At 44.2% G+C, this 20,125-nt stretch carries 16 protein-coding genes; 10 read left to right on the top strand and 6 right to left on the bottom strand.

Translation table 11 applies throughout. The features are described from left to right. Positions 1-26: 26 nt before the first annotated feature. Positions 27-1,115: a DUF3541 domain-containing protein gene (locus R8269_RS00290; protein ID WP_005384167.1), complete on the bottom strand. Its 1,089-nt coding sequence runs from the start codon at positions 1,113-1,115 to the stop codon at positions 27-29. A 69-nt stretch (positions 1,116-1,184) separates the two neighbouring features. After that, on the bottom strand, positions 1,185-1,790 hold the full coding sequence (locus R8269_RS00295) for an alpha-ketoglutarate-dependent dioxygenase AlkB family protein (RefSeq protein WP_065275108.1): 606 nt from the start codon (positions 1,788-1,790) through the stop codon (positions 1,185-1,187). A 132-nt stretch (positions 1,791-1,922) separates the two neighbouring features. Between R8269_RS00295 and R8269_RS00300 the strand changes: the two genes are divergently transcribed. Then, positions 1,923-3,278, top strand: a complete 1,356-nt coding sequence (locus R8269_RS00300; RefSeq protein ID WP_258477699.1) for a sensor domain-containing diguanylate cyclase — start codon at positions 1,923-1,925, stop codon at positions 3,276-3,278. A gap of 387 nt (positions 3,279-3,665) precedes the next feature. Here the strand turns inward: R8269_RS00300 and R8269_RS00305 are convergent, their stop codons facing one another. Further along, entirely contained in the window at positions 3,666-5,222 is a 1,557-nt protein-coding gene (locus R8269_RS00305) for a DUF3612 domain-containing protein (RefSeq protein WP_080773721.1), read from the bottom strand. 174 nt (positions 5,223-5,396) lie between these two features. On the opposite strand from R8269_RS00305, the gene R8269_RS00310 reads away from it, so the two are divergent. Then, positions 5,397-5,975, top strand: a complete 579-nt coding sequence (locus R8269_RS00310) for a malate synthase (protein WP_064354490.1) — start codon at positions 5,397-5,399, stop codon at positions 5,973-5,975. 90 nt (positions 5,976-6,065) lie between these two features. Here the strand turns inward: R8269_RS00310 and R8269_RS00315 are convergent, their stop codons facing one another. After that, positions 6,066-7,079 (bottom strand): GGDEF domain-containing protein, encoded by a 1,014-nt coding sequence (locus R8269_RS00315; protein ID WP_005374150.1) that lies wholly within the window; start codon positions 7,077-7,079, stop codon positions 6,066-6,068. A 349-nt stretch (positions 7,080-7,428) separates the two neighbouring features. On the opposite strand from R8269_RS00315, the gene R8269_RS00320 reads away from it, so the two are divergent. Genes R8269_RS00320 through R8269_RS00330 form a run of 3 tightly spaced genes read left to right on the top strand, consistent with a single transcriptional unit; the run spans position 7,429 to position 11,032 of the window. Further along, entirely contained in the window at positions 7,429-8,781 is a 1,353-nt protein-coding gene (locus R8269_RS00320) for a DASH family cryptochrome (RefSeq protein ID WP_031778851.1), read from the top strand. Further along, positions 8,781-10,325, top strand: a complete 1,545-nt coding sequence (locus R8269_RS00325) for a cryptochrome/photolyase family protein (protein ID WP_005374147.1) — start codon at positions 8,781-8,783, stop codon at positions 10,323-10,325. The genes R8269_RS00320 and R8269_RS00325 overlap by 1 nt, the downstream gene beginning before the upstream one ends. Then, positions 10,325-11,032, top strand: coding sequence for an SDR family oxidoreductase (locus R8269_RS00330; RefSeq protein WP_182039675.1), 708 nt, complete (start codon positions 10,325-10,327; stop codon positions 11,030-11,032). Before R8269_RS00325 ends, R8269_RS00330 begins: the two co-directional genes overlap by 1 nt. A gap of 61 nt (positions 11,033-11,093) precedes the next feature. Here R8269_RS00330 and R8269_RS00335 read toward each other — a convergent pair whose 3' ends face one another. Together R8269_RS00335 and msrB are read right to left on the bottom strand one after the other, a co-directional pair. Then, positions 11,094-11,240: a DUF2256 domain-containing protein gene (locus R8269_RS00335; RefSeq protein WP_005374142.1), complete on the bottom strand. Its 147-nt coding sequence runs from the start codon at positions 11,238-11,240 to the stop codon at positions 11,094-11,096. A 33-nt stretch (positions 11,241-11,273) separates the two neighbouring features. Next, positions 11,274-12,416, bottom strand: coding sequence for a peptide-methionine (R)-S-oxide reductase MsrB (gene msrB, locus R8269_RS00340; RefSeq protein ID WP_005374134.1), 1,143 nt, complete (start codon positions 12,414-12,416; stop codon positions 11,274-11,276). Positions 12,417-12,618: 202 nt separating this feature from the next. On the opposite strand from msrB, the gene R8269_RS00345 reads away from it, so the two are divergent. The 5 genes from R8269_RS00345 to R8269_RS00365 all read left to right on the top strand — a co-directional run bounded on the left by R8269_RS00345 (position 12,619) and on the right by R8269_RS00365 (position 20,074). Then, on the top strand, positions 12,619-13,017 hold the full coding sequence (locus R8269_RS00345; protein WP_005374132.1) for an OsmC family protein: 399 nt from the start codon (positions 12,619-12,621) through the stop codon (positions 13,015-13,017). Between the two features lie 129 nt (positions 13,018-13,146). Further along, the gene (locus tag R8269_RS00350; protein WP_258477701.1) at positions 13,147-13,701 is read left to right on the top strand and encodes a sugar O-acetyltransferase; all 555 of its coding nucleotides are present in this window, start codon (positions 13,147-13,149) and stop codon (positions 13,699-13,701) included. 87 nt (positions 13,702-13,788) lie between these two features. Further along, entirely contained in the window at positions 13,789-14,019 is a 231-nt protein-coding gene (locus R8269_RS00355) for a hypothetical protein (protein ID WP_085569221.1), read from the top strand. 1,035 nt (positions 14,020-15,054) lie between these two features. Then, on the top strand, positions 15,055-15,924 hold the full coding sequence (locus R8269_RS00360) for a hypothetical protein (RefSeq protein WP_318222417.1): 870 nt from the start codon (positions 15,055-15,057) through the stop codon (positions 15,922-15,924). 31 nt (positions 15,925-15,955) lie between these two features. After that, the gene (locus R8269_RS00365) at positions 15,956-20,074 is read left to right on the top strand and encodes a M66 family metalloprotease (protein ID WP_318222418.1); all 4,119 of its coding nucleotides are present in this window, start codon (positions 15,956-15,958) and stop codon (positions 20,072-20,074) included. Positions 20,075-20,125 lie beyond the last annotated feature (51 nt).

The raw sequence follows: 20,125 nt of genomic DNA on the forward strand, positions 1-20,125 counted from the left end.
CGCCTAAATGGCGGGTTTTGTTATTTCTAAGGCTTGGGCATTAAGCCGTAAGGTATCGATTTAAAAGCCTCTGGGTGCTCTTGATAAGTTGGCGCTTTATGTACCCCTTTCCAATCGAGCAGCATGATGGCTAGCACGTTACGGTGTTCGCCGTACTTGAGATCAAAGTTACCGTCGACCGACGGAATCATCCCTTTTTCTGCGTTGATTGCGTGACGAATGGCTTGGCGGGTTTTCTTTACGACCGGATCATGGTCCAAGCCTGCTAACAAAAACGAAATGCCGACTTCCGCAATCACGTCTTCTTTGGCGCGCAGTAGGATAGTGTCGATATTGTTGCGAAAGTAATCATAAATCCATTGGTGTTTCTTCTCGCTTACTCGCTCCTGATAATACTGTGAATCGGCAAAGATGATGTGCGTCATCCCATAGAGTTTGTTCCAATACTGCTGAGCTGAAAGCATCTTATCTTTATCGTCGGGGTAGGTGTCACGGAAGGTTTGAGTGAATTCCTCGACCACATCTTGCTCTCCTAACTGACGAAGCCAGTAGACTTGGTTTGCAAGCTGAGCTGCCCATGCTTCTATCATCTCTTTGTCCGTAACGTAACGCGAGAAATCGTAGCGCCTAATAATTTTTCTCAGCGTTTTGTCTTGTTTATGCTTTAGGCCGTATTCGTTTGCTCTTGCCATTGCGCCAAGCAAATCCACACCAAGATAAAGGTACTCAGGATGGTGTTTAGTCACGGTATAGCGTCGCTGCCCTCGTTCGGTTTCTTTCTCTTGATACGTGGTCAGCCTTTGAGATGAATAGAGAATGATGTCTTCTGGTTCAACAACTTCATTAGCAAATTGGTTTAACCGGCTGGCTACTTGTGCCATGTCGGTCCAAATGGCAGCGTGATATTTCTCATCTAATGTTTGGCGGTACATGCGTAAGCCAAAATGGCCCTCTTTAAACGCCGGGAAAGTGAACAGTTCCTGTTCGTAGGTACTACGAATCAACTGCGCTGATTGAGTATTATCGAGAAGCGGTACCTCTTCCTGTGATGCCTGAGCTGCAAAGGTAAGTGAGCAAGAGAGTAAGACCGCTAAGCTAAGAGGTTTAATACGCATAAATCCATTCCCTATGAAGTCCTGAACCTAAACCTACCATCAATATTAATTGAGAATGTAAAAGCTGAGTCAATAGTTAAAAATTTGCCTAAAAGTCAGGTTGATACGTTCACCTTTGGTTTTCGCGGTTTTTGGTACGCAGTGCTTCCAGTGATGCTGTAGCTCGCCAGCCATAATCAGTAAGGAGCCGTGAGAAAGCTCATATTCAATCTCAGTTTTACAATGTAAATTTCTAAGCAAAAATCGACGTGTTTCACCTAAGTTCAAAGATGCGATAACAGGGTTTCTACCTAACTCTGGTTCATTATCTTGGTGCCAGCCCATTGAGTCTTGGCCGTGTCGATATAAGTTAGCGAGAACAGAATTAAAAGTGACATCAGCAACTGATTCACAACGCACTTTGAGCTGAGTTAACTCAGGAGTCCAAGGGTGAGGTTGCATGGTTAAGCCTGAGTAAGTATATGCTGCATCACCGTGCCACGCTTGTAAGCGAGGTTGAAGTACTGACTTGCCGAACATAGTAATGTGTTCTTGGTGCCATGGCAGTGTCTTTCGAAGTTGGTCAAAGTAATTATCCGCCTCAAGATGGTTAAGAAATTGAGGATCATAATAAAGTTTTCCTCTTTCTACTTCTTGCCATAGATCGCCGCCAAATAAATCGCCTTGTTGATGCATCATCTCACACCTAAAACATAAAAGTTGTCAATCACTGTTACCTTTCTGATTATGATTGGTTATTCTTGTGATAATAAGAATTTTAACAATAAATAAAAAATCTCGTAGTTGTATACGAGTTGTGGGGAGAAAATGCGTTATTTACCCAGAAAACGATGCTATTTTGCATTGTTCTTCCTCACCTTTTTCGCTTTGTGTATTGGGGTTATCGAGCTGTTAAATCGAAACCAGCAAGAGCTTCACAAAGAGCGAGTTCAAGTTGAGGCCAAAGAACAACTTTCCATTCTCCGTTCCAATTTGGAAGCGGTACTTATGGCGGATATCTACAAAGCCAGTACTTTAGCGACACTCATTACGTTACTTCCTAAAAACCAAGAAGAAGAATTGAGTATCGCCGCTCACCGAATCCTAAATAAAAGTAAACATATTACAATCATCGGTATCGCGAAAAATGATGTAATTAGTCATGTATTTCCACGCCAAGGTAATGAGCGCCTAATCGGCCTTGATTACCGCGCAGTGCCACAGCAGTGGGTACAGGTGCAAAAAGCCAAGGATGTACAAGAAATTTTCATCGCAGGGCCAGTGACTTTGATTCAAGGTGGCCGAGGTTTGATCGTGCGTGTGCCTGTTTTTCTTGATCCTCCAATGAATCAGGACTACTGGGGAGTGATCAGTGCGGTGATTGATTTCGATGCTCTGATGAGAGAAACCGGCGTAATTGATTTCTCGTATCGTTACCCTTTAATGATCCGTGGTTACGATAGCGGTGGCTCATTTGGTGATGCTTTCTTTGGCGCGCAAAGTGTAAGTAGCATGGCATATGCAAAAGAGATGGTTCATTTTCCTTATGGTGGGTGGAGTATGGTGGTTTTCTCTGGAGGCAAAGCTGATCGCCAAATCTCTTGGCATCAGTTGCATTTAGCTAGAGTAATCGGCTATCCCATTATATTCGCACTTAGCCTCGCGCTGTTCGCCATTTATCGACTGTATACCATTGCAGATGACAGAGCTTTACACGATGAACTCACGAATTTACCAAACCGTCGCTATTTTATGAAGTTTTACAAGCAGCAGTTCGAAATAGCGAAACGTTATAAAAAGCGTTATAGCTTCGCCTTAATTAATATTGACCTAGATAGGTTTAAACACATTAACGACACCTATGGTCACGACGCAGGTGACAAAGTTTTAATCGCTACGGCTGAAAGGGTAAAAAGCTCTCTGCGTAAATCAGACATCGTGGCCAGAATGGGCGGTGATGAGTTCTTAGTTGTAGTTCATCACCCAGGAACGGAAGAAAATGTTCAGTCCCTTCTACAAAAACTTCGATTAGCGCTATGCTCGACGCCCGTCATTTACGATGAAACGCTTATCTATTTGAAAGCCAGTATTGGGTACGCGATATTTGACCCGAAAATGTCATCTCCTGAGCAAATGATGAAAATAGCCGATGAGAGAATGTATCAACAAAAGCATGGCGGATGAGCCTGAACCCAGTTTCAATAAGGGGTTAGAGGAATGGTAAAGTTGGGAGCCCGAAATCTCATCATCATTGAGGTGCAAGAATATGTGACTTCATATGTTCACAGACACTTTGCTGAGAGAGTCGTTATTAGTAGTGCATTCAGTGGCATATTTGAATAATGTTGCATTTTGCAAATGCAGTTTGCGAAATTAATGGTTAATAAAGCAACGATATGCATCTGGATCTACTAAAAAACGGCTTTTTTAAAGTTGGCACGCATCGTGCTTTACTTAGAGTGACCCTTATTAAGCCGAGGGTCACCTAGCCAACTGACGTTGTTAGTGAATACAAATTGTTCACAAGTATATACCGCCAATCACGTTTATTGTGATTGGCGTTTTTTCTTTCTAAAGCCCGATGATATTCACGTCGCTGCCCGTCTCATCAGCTTCTCCGCACTTGCTGTAACAACTAGGTTGTCTTGGACAAACCGCCCCTCTGGAGCAGATCAACCTTGCTTGGGTTTGAATCCCGCGCTCTATCCAGTTGATGTTTAATATCTTAGCGATAGTCGTTAAGTCTTTTTTGATGTGGGGAGGAATAACACTACTTCCGCCGGAAGCGACACAAAGGGACTTAAGTTCTTCCGCTATGGAAACGGCATCGCCACCTTGTGCAGAAATAGCAGGGTTAAGATCAATACCGGCACATAGCACGCGATTATTTCCCGCAGGGTCAAATACGTTGACCGATTCGCAGCAGTAGATACGTGGCTCGTCGCCAACATTTAAGATCGAGATTTGCGCTGAACTGGTATCCAAAGGCTGGGAAAGGCGTCGGAATACCGCCCAGTGCTGGCAAGGGTCGTTTACTTTGCGCATGTTGCCCCAAGGCAATGGAATACCATTTCCTCGATACACTGCTTTTAACTTGCCGGGGCCATAGGCATCAAAATAGTGCCAATGAGGGTAAGGCGAGACCACCGTCATGCGACGCATTGCAACGGAAGGAGAAACGCCGGCCTTTTTGTGAACATCAATTTCGTAACCGGAGCGGTCAAGCAACTGACGAAATGGTACTTTGGGGCAAAGCAAGGCACCAGCAAAAAAGCTGGACTCAAAATCACGCCAAGCTTGCAGGATATCTTGCGAATTGAGTTCAGAGTTCGACACAGGGCTGTCCATTTGCTCCCAATTGTTTTGATGCCCGATAGATAAAACGTTATTCATTGCATCGCTGCTATGGAGCACTCGATGGCCGATATATACCGCCAAGTCATACTTCAATCGGGTTGGATAGTCACGCATTCGTTTATTGAGATAAATAGTCCCAGGTGGCTCCATGAAAGACGTAATCAACTGTTTGGCGCTGACGCCCAGTTCATCAATCACATCTTGTGGCGCTCGATCTACCCAGCGGATATCCAATCCCATACTCTTTGCAATGTCTACGAGATCTTCTACAGATAGATTCAGCCGCTTCAAGCCGACCTCTTCGGCGGCGCGCTCTAAATCAGGAAAATGGTTTTGATGGTTTTCTTGGTGTGCGCGGATCAGTAAGTGGGCGAATTGACGCCCCGTGATACCTGTTTGGGAGAGCATTTCTGGTATCGCGATTTGAAGAATATCATTGGAAAACAGGAAGCTCGGCTCCAACGCCATGCCACTAATCCCGCCACGATTTCCTTTGTTGGGTGTGATGGCTTCTAATTCGGGTTCATCATCTAAAAACCACGCCGGATCTTTTTGAAAAACTTCCGCGATCACTTCGAGCATATCGATACTCGGTACGCGTTTTCCGCGCTCAATCATCGAAAGGTAAGAAACCGAAGGAGCGTACTCTGGATTAATTCTTACACAACGGGCAGACAAATCTTCCATCGTTAAATGGTTGTTTTTTCTTAGGTTACGAATTTTCGTACCAAGAAAATGAGACTGACGAATAAGGCTTTTTGACACAGACATTTTGTAAAATTCACATTGTAAAATTTTTGTTGTGAAATTGTAGTCAATATTTCGCTAGTCTACATAATGAGCAGGCAAGGAAATTAACCATCCACTTCACAGAATTGCCTGAAACTTAAATAAAGGATTTAAGTTTTTACTCTAGGACGAGTTTTTAAGTGCGAGGATATGACGATGAATATGCTGAACTTCGATAAAAAAGAGATGCAACAACAACAACGCCCATTTATCGCTGAAGCCGTATTTGCCGTCGAAGCGGTAAGTGCTGAGCAGCAGAGTGAGAAACAAGTAAAAGCGAAGCAACTCCTTGACCGCATGTTCCCATTGGAGAACGGGTCGCACCAAGATGTATCAAGTTACGTGATTGATTACCGCCATGTTTTGGCTTATTTCAAAGACGGTACACACAGCGGCCTGAAAAGCCCGAAACATTTTGTGGCGTACACTGGTGGAAAGGAAGATCCAAAGTCGATTTTGTTTAAAGATGATTCGGGCAATCATGTAGAAGTGCTGTTTGGCTGTCACAAAGGCACTGGTTGCGTGGAATTAGTGGACATTGACGATATTCAATTAGAAACTCGCACGACGTTTCATCCTGAACTAACTGGCAATGCACCAACCGCGATGCGCCATTGGATAAGTCTAATCAAAGGCGACAAAAAAGGTAAGCCGATGGCATGCAGTGAAGATAAAGAATATACCGCAAAAAATGGTGACGACTACATTCTAAGTTACTGTTACAGCGTCGATTAAGATACTCATGATTGGATACAAAACCCCCGCACTTTACAGCGCGGGGTTTTCTTTTTCATCATAAAAGTCGTTTTCGCTTAGCCAGTTTATTTAAATTGGCATCACGCGGTTACGACCGAGTTGTTTTGCTTCATAAAGCTGTTTATCGGCTTTATTGATTAAGGCTTCAGGCGTATCACCCGGCTCAAATTCTGCTACCCCAAAAGAAGCTGTAATGCTGTGAACTTGTGTGCCTGAGCGCTTATCTCTGATACGCAGTTTTTCTATCATCCGGCGTAGTGTGTCTGCATATTGGCGAGCAATTCGCAGAGATTTGTTAGGTACAATTAACGCGAATTCTTCACCACCAAAACGGTACGCACATATCCCATCTCGACAGCTTTGTTGTAGCCGGCGGGCAATGGCTTTTAATACTGTATCGCCAAAAAGGTGCCCGTAATTGTCGTTAAATGATTTGAAATGATCGATATCAAGCATGATCAAGGTCATTGCCTGATTTGATGCAATAAGTGAAGAGAGATCTTTGTCAAATGCTCGGCGGTTGTATAGGTTTGACAAACCATCGAACAACGCATCTTGCTGTACTTCAGCCAGTTGGTTTTTGAGGCGAGAAATTTCTTCACTCGCGTTAGTCAATTGGCTATTCAAAAACTTTGTTGAGTGACGAATTTCATGTGACTCTGCGACAAGTTGACGAATCACCACCATCACTTCTTCAATGCTTAGGCTATTGTCCTCAACTTTTTCCAGTTTATTAAAGCTTTTGTCTACCATCTCGGAAAAGGAGGAAGTATCTGAAATCGTATCGCTCATTGAACTGGATACTTCGTGTAGCAGAACTTCTACATTGGTTCTAAGATCTTCAAGGCTGGTTTCTGCTTTGCTGGCCACATAGTTGTTGTAAAGCTGTTTATTGGTTGCTGGCGGGCAAATACCGTAGTTTTCTAACACCGTGTCTAACTCAAAGTTGAGTTCTGGAATGGTCTTGTCAACGTAGGTATACCAAAGCGCGTAGTTGGCTGGCGTGGCAGCAACATGGTTTTTGATCATCAGTGGGACCGCTTTTTTTAAATTAGCGGTTGATTTCTTAAACTCGTCGGTCATTTCTGCGATGGTACTAGCAAAATGGGATTGGGCTTAGATTAACGGATATTAACTAATGTCGCTTTAATTTTTATCACTTTTGCATGGTTTATATAGAAAATGAGTGATTAAGATCGTGATCAATACCGTTGGATTCAAATTTTATAAAATATCAGTATGAAACATGTACAGGCATTTGGTGGTATTGCGTGTTTTGAGATATCCAGCAAATGGATTCCGTGTGAACGTTAGTAACCTAATGATCGTCAAACTCTCGTTTTCGTATAAAAGCAAGTAAATCAAAAGGCTTAACGTCAGGGTCTCCGTGAAAAGAACTCGTAGACGAAGAATTAACATCTGAGGGTGCGAATTGAAAAAGAAAATAGGACTTTATTGGTTCACGAACGACTTGCGATTGCACGACAACCCACTGTTGAAAAGCGCCAGTGTAGAAATGGACGAGTTAATTTGCTTGTATTGCTACCCTTCAATGACGCCTTACTTGCATCACTTTGCGCAGGAAGCCTCTTTCGGGCGCGCGAAATTGCAGTTTCTCGACTCATCGCTTAGTGAACTCAATCAATCTTTGAATCACCTTGGTCAGCGATTATGGGCGGTTGAACTAACGCCCGATCAAGCAATCAAGTATGCTGTTAATCGCTTCGGCGTCACACATATATATGCTGACGCCTTTCCCGGTTCGGATGAGCAACAAGCGTTAGATCGCGCAGTTGAAGGCGCGTCTCATGTAAAAATAAAACAGCAAGCAATCCGGACCCTGTTAAGGGAAGAACAACTGCCATTTGACTTGAGCAATCTGCCTACCACTTTCACGCAGTTTAGAAAGCAAGTTGAAGGTTTAGACATCTCTCGGCCCCACGAGAGTATCCGTTCGTTACCTCCAATTCCTTTAGGTGTGAATCTTCCTTCCGTTACTGCATATTACTTTGACGCAAAAGCTGCGTTTCATGGTGGAGAAAGCCGCGGGCTTGAACATTGTCGCCAGTATTTTGCTTCCACACTAGCCAGTGAATACAAACAAACACGCAACGGTTTAGATGGCATGGATTACTCCACCAAGTTCTCTCCTTGGTTAGCTCATGGGTGCGTTTCTCCGAAAACTATTTATGCCATGTTGAAACGTTATGAAGCGGAGAATGGTGCAAATGATTCAACCTACTGGATTTACTTCGAACTGCTTTGGCGTGAATACTTTTATTGGTATGCCCGTCGACACAAGCGACAGCTCTTCCGATTCGGTGGCATCCAAAATCGAGCACCACTCACCAGCTTTTACGCGCACCGTTTTCAACAATGGAAGAAAGGTGAAACGCCATTTCCTATCGTCAATGCGTGTATGCACCAACTTAATGAAACGGGTTATATGTCGAATCGTGGCAGACAGTTAGTTGCCAGTTGTTTGGTGCATGAGCTTGGCCTCGATTGGCGTTATGGCGCGGCGTACTTTGAGTCACAACTGGTCGATTACGATGTGGCATCAAACTGGGGAAATTGGCAATACTTAGCAGGCGTTGGTGCTGATCCGCGTGGTTCACGACAATTCAACCTCGAAAAGCAAACCGAAATGTACGACCCGCACATGGAGTTCATCGATAGGTGGCAAGGTCGTTGTCCTGGCGCGCATTTGGATAGTGTAGACATGGTCGATTGGCCGATTGTGATGGGCAGCAGTGACAAAGCTTCGTCATCGGAGAAACCGTAATGCAATTTGAAACCGTACGATTGATCTTGGGCGATCAACTTAACAGTGAGCACTCTTGGTTTCAGCAACCGGATGAGCAAGTGCTTTACCTGATTGCGGAGCTCAAGCAAGAGAATACTTACGTCACGCATCATATTCAGAAAGTGTGTGCGTTCTTTTCCGCAATGGAACAGTTTGCGAAAGAGCGTCAGAGTGAAGGTCACCAAGTTCTGCACCTCACGTTGGATGACACACAATCCTTCGACGATCTTGAGCAAGTCTTGCAACACTACGCGAGTGAAGTTGGTGCAAGTAAGTTTGAATATCAACGCCCGGATGAATACCGTCTTCTGGAGCAGTTAGCCAAACTAAAGCTTGATGGGGTCGTGACGCGTTGTGTCGACTCGGAACATTTTTTGTTGCCGTTTGAGGAAATAGAATCGCAGTTTCCTCAAGGTAAACACATCATGATGGAGCACTTTTACCGCCGTATGCGCAAGCGCTTCGACATCTTGATGCAAGACGGAAAGCCCGTCGGCGGAAAATGGAATTACGATGCCAATAATCGTAACAAGCTCAAAGCCAAAGACATTGAACAACTGCCACAACCTTTGATGTTCAGTACTGACATCCACGGCATTATTGAGCGGCTGGCACGACATGACATCAAAACCATCGGAAATCTCGAAGGGGACTTGTTGTGGCCGATTAATCGCGCGCAAAGCCTCTCTTTACTCGCGCATTTCTGCCAAGTCTGTCTGCCGTTATTCGGACGTTTTCAAGATGCCATGACAGGCCAGCACGACGCTAAGTGGAGCTTGTATCACAGCCGAATTTCATTCTCGCTTAACAGCAAATTACTGCACCCGAGAGAAGTCATTGATGCTTCACTCAAGGCATTTCATTCCAACGCGGACATCGACATTTCTCAAGTTGAAGGGTTTATTCGCCAAATCTTAGGATGGCGAGAGTACATTCGAGGGGTCTATTGGGCGAACATGCCTCATTACCCGAAAAACAACGAATTGGGCGCAGAAAGAAAGCTGCCAGATTTCTTCTGGAATGGTGAAACTAAAATGGCTTGTATGCGCAATGCGATTGGGCAGTCCCTCGATTACGCCTACGCACACCACATCCAACGATTGATGGTCACTGGTAACTTTTGCTTGCTAACCGAGATCGACCCAGATCAAGTGGATGAGTGGTATCTCGGTATCTATGTTGATGCGATTGAATGGGTCGAAATGCCGAACACTCGTGGCATGGCATTGTTTGCGGATGGCGGCATTGTTGGCACCAAACCTTACGCGGCGAGTGGTTCTTACATCAACAAAATGAGCGACTACTGTAAGGGTTGCCATTACGACAATAAGGCGAGGAGTGGGGAAGGATCGTGTCCGTTTAACAGCCTTTATTGGCGCTTTATGAACAAACACGACAAGCGCCTCGCAGCCAATCCACGAATCGGGATGATTTTCCGCTCTTGGGACAACATGGAAGAACAGCAGCGCCAAGCGATTCTTGATACCGCAGAGCACTACATAGAAAACGTGGAGAACTTGTGATGGAAATACTCATCGTCGGTGGCAATGGTGGAATTGGTTTGGCGATGGTGAGAGAAGCCGCAGCTCGGTTTCCTCAAGCTCGCGTGCATGCCACTTATCGTAAGCAGCAACCAGATTGGCAACACCCAAATGTCGTTTGGCATCAAGTGGATGTATCGCAAGACGAGCAGGTAAAAGCGTTCAGTGAGCAGATTGAACACGTCGATTGGTTGGTGAACTGTGTTGGTATGTTGCACACCCAAGAGAAAGGTCCTGAGAAGAATCTTAGCTCGCTCGACGCAGACTTCTTTCAGCAAACCATCACGGTTAATACTTTGCCAAGTTTGCTGTTGGCGAAATACTTCACGCCCAAGCTAAAGCGCAGTACTGCACCCAAGTTTGCGACCATTTCGGCCAAAGTTGGCAGCATTAGCGATAATCAGTTAGGTGGTTGGTACAGCTATCGAGCATCGAAAGCCGCATTAAACATGTTCCTAAAAACCATGTCGATCGAATGGCAAAGAGTGGTCAAACATGGCACGGTGCTTTCACTTCACCCTGGCACCACAGATACCGCTTTGTCGGCACCTTTTCAAACCAATGTCCCAGAGGGAAAGTTGTTCATGCCAGAGCGAGTTGCTAAGGATTTATTAGGCTTGATAGAAAAAGCAACCCCGCAAGATAGCGGGGCGTTTTGGGCTTATGATGGGACGTTATTACCTTGGTAAGAGAACGCGTACAAACGTTAATACAAATGAAATAACATACTCCAGAGAGGGTCGGAGTGACCTACGTTTTCGTTGATTTATTTCTTCGGCAACGCTCAGAACAATAAACGATTTCCTCCCAATTTCGCGCCCACTTCTTTCTCCAAGAAAATGGGCGCTGACAGACCGGACAGACTTTCATGGGAAGGTTGGATTTAAAACCTTTCATCGCGCTGAATGTTCACTCCTAATTTGGTTAAAACTACTTATCAAATAGGTACAGGTAATCGCCGTAGCCTAAACTCGCCATCTTGTTCACAGGTACAAATTTCATCGCAGCAGAGTTCATACAATAGCGTAATCCCGTCGGCTTCGGACCATCTTTAAACACATGACCTAGGTGTGAATCACCAAACTTACTGCGGATCTCCGTTCTAGGGTAGAGCAGTTTATAATCGGTTTTCTCCACGATGTAACCCGGGTTAATTGGTCGAGTAAAGCTTGGCCAACCTGTGCCAGATTTGTATTTATCAGTAGAAGAAAATAGCGGTTCACCGGTCACAATATCCACATAAATTCCCGCTTCTTTGTTGTCCCAGTATTCATTATCAAACGGACGCTCCGTGCCTTCTTCTTGCGTCACGTAATACTGTAGCTCTGTTAAGTTTGATTTGATTTCAGACTGAGCAGGTTTACTGTACGCTTTCACTTTCGAAAGCAGCTTTTTTTCTTCAATCAACTGTCGAAGTGTTTTAGGACTTTCTTTTCGATCTTCACCAAATACTTCGTCGAGATATTTATCGCGACCTGATGCGTAGCGGTAGTATTTGTACTTCAAGCTACTCTTCTTGTAGTAATCCTGATGGTACGACTCCGCAGGGTAAAACTTTTCAAACTCGATCAGCTCTGTTTTCAACGGTTTTGGATAGATCATCGCCTTGTCGATTTCCATCATAAACTGCTTAGCAATCTGCTTTTGCTCCGCATTATGGTAGAAGATCGCTGGACGGTATTGAGGACCACGGTCAACAAATGAACCTTTATCGTCGGTAGGGTCGATATGACGGAAGAAGTAGTCCAGCACTTGCTCGTAGTTCACGACAGCAGGATCGTACTTCACCTCAATCACTTCAATATGACCAGATTTACCAGAAGAGACTTGGCGGTAAGTCGGGTTTTCAATATGACCACCTGAATAACCTGATACAACATCGATTACGCCGGGCAGTTGCTCTAAATCCGATTCTGTACACCAGAAACAACCGCCAGCTAGCGTTGCGATTCTTGTATTCTCTGAAGCCTTCAGCTTATCCATCGTATCGGCGGTACCTGTTTTACTCAATAGTAGAAACAAGACTGGAAGTGCGAAGGAGAAACCGGCCAATAACTTAGACATATTCTTCATAGCTACCTCATCGTTATTTTTGTAGAAAGTGTTACTTAAATAAAAAGTGTTACGTATAGAGAAAGGTAACCGAGCGAAAAAATTACAGTAATGTTGAAAATTCCGTTGCCCTTTTATGCGATAGAGCTAAAGTATCGACAAGAAACACACCGCTAGTAAGGGCAACGATGCCTTGAATAAGCGATGCTAAATGAGGTAAATCATGCAAGCTGAAGTTAAATGGATAGAAGATTTTAAATTCCTTGGGCAATCTCAGTCGGGCCACTCCGTAGTGATGGATGGCAATGGTGGTGCAACCGCACCAAGCCCAATGGAAATGGTACTAATGGCTGCTGGTGGCTGTAGCTCTGTCGATGTTGTTGATGGTTTGAAAACAGCAGGCCAAAAGGTTTCGTCAGTTAATGCCAAGCTAACCACAGAGCGTCGTGAAACCGCACCGCGTATCTTTACGCAAGTGAATATCCACTTTGAAGTGTCAGGTGACGAGCTTGACCCAGAAGTCGTAGCAAAAGTGGCGGCTGACTCGCTAGAAAAATACTGCTCGGTTTGCTTAATGCTAGGCGAAGGTGTTGAGATGACCCACAGTTGGGAAATTGTGTAAGTTGACAGACTCCACAAAATATAAAAACAGGAAAGAGAAAAGTCCGGGCTTTTCTCTTTTTTTATTTCGCAGTTCACGTACCTTGTGAAGAATCTGAAAGCAGTAATTGCAGGTTGTAGGAGTCTTCCAGTGACAGAACTAGAAAAAATGATGTCTGGCCAGGTCTTTGATGGCATGGACAAAGAAATTGACGCCATTAGAAGCCATGCTCTTCAAGCACTTAGAGCACTTAATAATAACACCGACGAAAGTCAGCGCGACGAATTGCAAAAGCAGCTATTTGGCAAGGTAGGCCGTTGTATTGTCCAGTCCCCTTTTCATTGTGAATTTGGTAAGACCATCGAAATAGGTGAAGAAACCTTTATCAACATGAACGTTGCCATGCTCGATGGTGCCAAAATTACCATCGGGAACCACGTGCTCATTGGACCGAGCGTGCAATTTTATACCGCTTCTCATTCTGTTGATTACCGAAGTCGTCGGCGTTGGGAAACGTTTTGTAAACCTATCACGATTGAAGATGATGTGTGGATTGGCGGAAATTCGGTCATTAACCAAGGTGTGACGATTGGTGCTCGCTCGGTTATTGCGGCGAACTCGGTAGTCAACCATGATGTGCCGCCAGATTGTCTATACGGAGGCACGCCAGCTAAGTTGATTCGTCGTCTCAACGAAGAAGAGTAAGAATCGATAGTGATGGCATGATGACTCGCTTTACAGGCGTAAGAGAATCATGCCAGCAGAAAGGGATAATTCATCAAGGAGCCTAAGATGTCGAACAAGACAGAAGTCCTCATGTGCCCTACATGTGGGGTAGAAACGCATCATGTCGTGGTGTTAGTTAGAAAAAAAAGTGGCTTTGAAGGTGATAAAAATCGCAAAAAGAAAGAGTTCATCGCTGGCTTTCTCAAAAGTGTAGTATTCGGCGCCTTCCTTGCCTCTATGGATGAATTTGAACGTCATTTGATCTGCGAAAACTGTGGTCATAAAACCATTCAATAGTAACTGATAGTCCTTCTTTCTCTGCATAAGTTCATAAGTGCGGTTTGAAGCACTGGTTATTCAAATCGCATCATCCTCTTTTAGTGCTTTTGCTCTTCTTGTGTTCCTCTCTCAAAAATGAGTCACATTAGTACGCATTTTAACCGCTTGGATACAGATAACTCACTGCTATATATAATAAATTTTGGTGGGAAATACGTGTTTCAGCTCGATGTTTAAACTCTGTTCTATCGACACGTTTTGGGTCAGTAAACACTTAAATTTCGTTTGCTTTATGTTGTATGTAGCGCAATTGTGTGAAATTGGTCACATTAACGTTTAATTTATAAAAAAATAATTAATGAATAGTAATTCACAAATATGCTGACCGTATGTGCTATTTAGTTTTGATTTATCTTTTGTGTATTCGCTTGGTGAATATTTTGTTGTTTTTAGATTGACTAAAGGTTTGATTTTCTATTCAAACTTGTGAAAGGTTGAATGGATATATTAGAAAACATGAATTTGATCTTGTTTCTATCTTTTGTTTTAAATGCGAAATTCATTATTAACAACGGATGGTTTTGATGATTTCTCTTATGTGTATCCCACCAATTTTAGAAATTGAAAATTAAACTCTCTCAATACAATAACGACTAAAATTAAACGGAATGATGTTCTTATATTTTTATTGTATTTTAACTTATACATTTTGACTCATTCATTTTAACTGTTTTTGTTGATTTTAAGTTGTTGATAATAATTGTCTTTTAACTTTTGTTTTAATGACGTTGATTTGCTGCTTCTTTAATGTTGTGGTGTGTGGCTTTATTTATAAAAAGTCATTTTAAAGTACGTTTTTAAGCAAATTAGAACGCGACAATACTCAGATAAATAGTATTAAAAAGTTAAATAAGGATTTAACCATAAGAGTAATTTTATGGTTGATAGGTTTATTGGGGTTGATTATCTGAATTTTTATGGAATTTCATCCCAATAATCTGTTTGTCTTTAAGTTTATTCTAATGAACTTAATTCTCATGGAAGTTTCAAAACATGCAGCACACAACAAAGTGGATGATGACGCCGCTTGCAATGTTGTTGGGTACGCTGTTTTCAGCGCCATCATTCGCGGTGGAAACGAGTGTAATTGATAGCACTAGCACGCCTGAATCTACACAAAATGAAGGAGATACGTCCTGTATTGTTTGTAAGTTTAGTGGGGCCGTTTACCTATCTTACGATACAAACATTTACGATAAAGACGACTACCGTTCTGTCCGCAATTTCTCGTGGGGAGGCGATCTCGTTTATTCCTTTTCGAGCGACACAAAAGCCTATTTTTCTACGGGGGGCTATCGTGCCCTAGAAGATGAAGTCGGCACCTACGCGACAGATTCGGTGTTGGGCTTGCAATACACGAACCTATATCGCTTTGGAGATACAGGGAAAATCGGCGTTGCGGGTCAGCTCACCATTCCAACTTCAGAAACATCTCGTAAAGATGAACTGCACACCGCAGTTCGTTTAGATGTGCCGATCTCTTTTTCAGCTTGGAGAGTCGATTTTTCGGTTTCGCCAAGACTGAGAAAAAATTTCCACGAATACAAAACCATGGGTGGACGCTCGCTGACTGAGTGGACTTACTCGTTGTTTGCTGTTGCGGAAAAGTCGTGGGAATCGTTCGCAGTGGGGATTACGGCGTTAGGTGGTAACAGCATCAGTTATCAAGGTACGCGCAGAAGCAGTTGGCAGTATGAGGGGGCGTTGTACGGCACATACGAGCTTGATGAAAGCTGGTCATTGCTACTCGCGGCATCATCAACGGGTTTCTATCAAGATGCAGAGCGAGGCACCTTGGGCAACATCGATTTGTTGGACCAAGAGAAAGCGTCTTACATCGTGACAGTGACTTACTCCTTCTAGGAAAATAACAACAATTAAGGATATCCAAATAATGTTTAAAAACTTGACTCTGGTGTCAGCAATAACGGCCGCACTTGCAGGCTGTGGCGCAGATGATCAGGCGTATGACTATGTCGAAAGAGATGCAAAAGAAGTCGCAGTAAAAGATCTTAAAGACGGTCGTTGGTTTTACGTTCCGACGACTGGTGCCGCTCCACGCTTTGCTCTTAACCAATTCCCATTCTTGCAAGGTTCACCTCGTTACGTTGAGCTTTGTTTTACCAAAGAAGGTCTGGAAGTTCGCAGTTACGATAAAAACTACCCAGACGCGCATCTAAGCAAAGATGCTAATAACTACTGCGGTGAAGAGAAATTTGTCGCAGACGACGACGGCGTTAACTTCGCGCAAGTGCTGACGATTCCGGGTGACTTTGCGGCGTATCGCTGTCAAGAAGACGCGCATGGTGATTGCACCAACAAAGAAGAAACCAACGAAGACGCAAGCCTAAACTACAAGAAGAAAACCCACTTCACTCCTCGTCCTGAAGATCTCGAAATTGCAGAATTCAATATGGAAGATCTGTATGGCATTACCGAAGGCATTGATGAAATTGGCGCACCACGATTGATCTCGTGGGACTTTGACCCTAAAAACGGTCTTCTCAATTTCGAACTAGAGCGCACGTTCCGTATCGATTTAGATAATATTTCCGACTACATCAACTTTGCAACGAAAGCGAGCTTGGATGAAGCGCTTGTAGATGGCGCGTTTAAATCTCGGTTCTACTATTCGTTAGTGCACGAAAGTGAAGTGGCAACCGAAGGTTACCAACCGATCTTGTACCCAGTGGGTGATGAGAACGACATTGGTTTCTTCACTACGTCGACGAAAAAGCTTAACCCAGTCACGAATAAATACGACCGTGATGTGGTTTACCTCAATCGTTTCAACCCAGATCAAGGCTCTATCAAATATTACTTGAGCGACAATTTCTTTGAAGAGAAGAACAAGTTGTTCTTGGATGCAACGCTGCAATCGATCGACAAGATGAACCAAGCGCTGAATGTATTTGGGGCGGATGCAGGCAAGCCTGAAATCGAGATTGTGAACAAAACCAAAGCGGCTGGTATTCACCCAGGAGATCTGCGTTACAACGTGATTAACCTGATTGACGAGCCTTTAGCGAACGGTCTGCTTGGCTATGGCCCGTCGGTTTCTAACCCGATGACGGGGGAAATCATCAAAGGCCACGTGAACCAATACGCAGGCGTTGCAAGAACGGGTGTGCCTTTCTATTGGGATAACTTGGCGCGTTTCTATAATCGTAATCAACTGGACTTAGATGGCTTAGATCCATTGCCAACCAGCAGCGAATCTGTGAAAACAGAAGTTGCGGATAGAATTGAAGCGCTTTCTACAATGGCGGCGATGACTAGCCTGAAATCGGATGAAAACATTCATGCGCCGCTCGTTTCAAAAGAAGACATCGTTTCTGGAAAAGCAGCGACGAAGAGCCCAACTCAGCTAATGAAAAACTTCAATGATGACATGGAGTTTGAAAAGGTGGTTGAAGCTGAAGAGAACCGTTTGTCTTTCTGGGCAGAGAACAACGTCTATCCAATCGAAGCGTCGTGGGTTTCTTCAACCAACAAGGCCATGTTGGACAACTTGAAGTTGGATGACGAGCGTTACTTTGAGATCAAACTTGATGACGCAGGTAACGAAGTATCGCGTCAGCTTAAGCGTTGGAAATACCTGCCAAAAGAGTTGCAAGTGAAAGCCGCAGATGCGATTACGGTTGCGACTTACAGCAATACGCTTGTTCACGAGCTTGGTCATAACATGGGTCTGCGCCATAACTTTAAAGGCTCAAATGACAAAGCGAACTACTACACGCTAGAGCAAGCGCATCAACTCGGCTTGAACAACATTCCTGCTTACAGTTCGACAATGGACTACGCACCAAGCATGTTGGATGAAACGCCAACTTGGGGTCTGTACGACATTGCGGCGTTTAAGTTCGGCTACGGCCGTAAAGTCGAGACGATTCAAGATTCTTCAGGTTCAGCTCCTGCACCTGTTGCGAAACCGGCAGACAGTGCGAGCGATGAAGACAAAGCGGTATATGCTCGTTACCTCGCTGATCAGCAAGCCTACCAACAAAGCTTTGCATACAAGTTTGGCAACAATCCAGACAACACATCGCTGATGGTGTGTTCTGAAGTGAAGGCGCTAACGGGGGACGAGAAAGGCAAATCACTCTACAACTGTGACTTTAGCCGATTCGATATCGCTGCGTTGTCTGATGATCCTGAACTGAATGCGAAAACTCGTTATGGCGCACTTTACTACCTAGATAAAGTGAATGAAATTGAGCGTAAGTCTTACGATTTCTGTACCGATGGGAACGTTTCTCTAAACAGCGACTGTAACCGTTTTGACGAAGGTACAAACCTAGAAGAAATTGTTTCTTACGAGTGGCAGAACTATCTCGATAGCTATGATCGACGCAACTTGGAGTTATATGGGACCACAGGATTATTCTCGTCCGATTATCCTGGTTACTTAGTGCGCCGTTACATGGAAATGAGCGCTATCCGTGACAAGATGGAAGATCTTGAGCGCATCGATAACCTGTACACCAATTTAGGTTACACTTCGTCAACGGATAAGCCGGGTGATTTCTTATTGCGCCTTGCTTCAAACCCTCAATACTGTAGCGAAGGCAAAGCCGATAACTCATGGTTCTGTGATTACGCGAATGGTGCGAAAAAATCCGCGGCGTTCTTCCTTGATATCTTGCGCACACCAGAGCATCAATGTGTGATAGAAAATGCGGCAGGCAACCAAAAAGTGATTTCTTTTGGTCAACTGTTAGACAACAACTCACACCAAATTCCGGCTGATTACGATCTTTCAACAGCCAGCTGTTTTGATGATTTGGCAGCACGCTTTATCGAAGATTCAGATGAGGGCTATATAGCTGTTGCGGAAACTGCGAATGGACGCTTCCTAAACTCAATTGGTAGCTTTGACCCGGATTACCCTTGGTCAAATGCGGTGTCTGTGTTGGGTAACTGGCCAGACAAAGCGCTTGCTAGCTATTTCTTGGCACGTCGATTCTCGAACCGTTTTACTGATGAGGTGAGCTTTGCATCGCTGCTTGATATCCCTGGGGTGCAAGCTGAATACGAAGACATCATGGGCAACGTCGTGGCAAATGATGCGTTAAATACGCCAGTTAAATTGGTGGGTAAAGACGGTAAGGAATACATCAATCTAAAAGGTGTTACCGTGAACCTACACATCACTGAGCAAATGGAGTCCCTACCACCAATGCCTCGTGGTATTGCAAGATTCCTTGATATTGGTGCAGAAGGCCGCGGACGTGTTGGCGATGTCATCTTGAGAATGGGTGTGCGCCAAATGAAGTCTTACGACTACACAGTGAAGACTCGTGGTCAATCTCAGTTTGATACGTTTACGAAGCAACAAGACCGCTACGGTATTATCGCGGGTGACAAGGTTGAGTTTGTTATCGACGGCGAGAAGTTTGTGGCAACAAAAGCAAACAAGCTGGCTTACGACTACGCAAATCAACTGGTGACGTCCAAAGGTTACGATCTAAAAACTTACCTAGATAGCTATGAGCCTGCAACACTAAACAAGGTCGCAGAGAGCATCGATAGTGCTTGGGGGCCATTCCGAACAGCGATTGTCCCAGCGTTCCACGATCCTGTATTGCTGCTGGATGCGCCAATGGTCAACGCAATGAAGCGAACCATTGATGCGGATATTGCGGCAGGTGTGCTGTCGTTTAGCCAGTCGTTCATCAACTTTACGACAGCGAATGTGACTTCGGGTGATTTGGTCATCGATGCAACTTCAGGCACATTGAGCTATAAAGGTGGTAAAGCGCACGATGAGCTGAAAGCGTTCGAAGCTTACACAGATGCGATGCTTTTGATTTACAACGATCACGCCGAAGACATGATGTTCGCGGTCGACAATGTGTACGCAGGGTACATGGCGTCTTCAGATGCTGACAAAGAACTTTGGCTGAAAGATCTCAATATGATTCAAGCGTATTTGCGTGGTGATATCGGCGCTGTGGCTGGTGATTACTACAAGATGCTTGATCGCCTACCAACTGCAGTGAGTTTCCAGTAAATAACTCTTAATTCACTCATACAAAGGCCTGCAGCAATGCAGGCCTTTTTC

It is taken from the genome of Vibrio sp. Vb0667 (assembly GCF_033391095.1).